This window comes from Pseudomonas sp. R62, from assembly GCF_000257605.1.
Classification (GTDB): Bacteria; Pseudomonadota; Gammaproteobacteria; order Pseudomonadales; family Pseudomonadaceae; genus Aquipseudomonas; species Aquipseudomonas atacamensis.
In genome coordinates, this window is sequence record NZ_AHZM01000944.1 from 1 (window position 1) to 670 (window position 670).

A 670-nucleotide genomic window follows, 5' to 3' on the forward strand; every position below is an offset into this window, starting at 1 on the left:
CTTTCCGATCCCGAACAGCAAGATCACAGCAATCGTCAACGGTTCGGCCAAAGTCGACTATCAACTGCTACGCGCCAACGTGCCCGCGCGCCCGTCCAATAACGTTGTCGTCACGGTCACCGGCGAAGTCAGTCAGTTGAAGCCGCCCACGGTTGTCGAGGCGCCGGATTACAAACTTGACCCGAACCGGCATCAGAATGGATTTACCGTGGTGTTTGACACCGCCGCGTTTGACGCAAATCACGAGGTAAAACTGGAAATCGCCGGCACACCCGGCGCCGGCTCAGTACCTCCCCAGCAAAAGCCGGTGGAGGGACAATCGAAAGTGCAATTCGACATTGATTTCTCCGTCACCGGTGCAAATCTGCAGCGCAGTGTGGAGCTGATATACAGCCTGATTGTCAATGGACAGCCGACGCCGGTGCAGAGTGTGACGCTGGTGATTGGTGAGTTGTTGCAGACGAGCATGCCGATGCCGAAGCTCGAAGGGTTTGATGGTGAAGTGCTGGATGTTGGGTTGATCAAGGATGACACCAAGGTTTTGTGTGAGGCTTGGCCGTTTCAGTGCGCCGGGTGTCCGATTTGGTTGGAGTATGTGGAGACGTTTGCGGGGGGTGGGGAGCGGGTCAAGCAGCAGTTTGTGGGGGCAGCGCATGATCAGGAAGTGGGG

At 56.9% G+C, this 670-nt stretch carries 1 protein-coding gene; it reads left to right on the forward strand.

Going from position 1 to position 670, the window contains the following annotated elements:
• The coding region (locus OQK_RS01270) for a hypothetical protein (protein WP_016770755.1) at positions 1–670 on the forward strand (670 nt) is incomplete at both ends.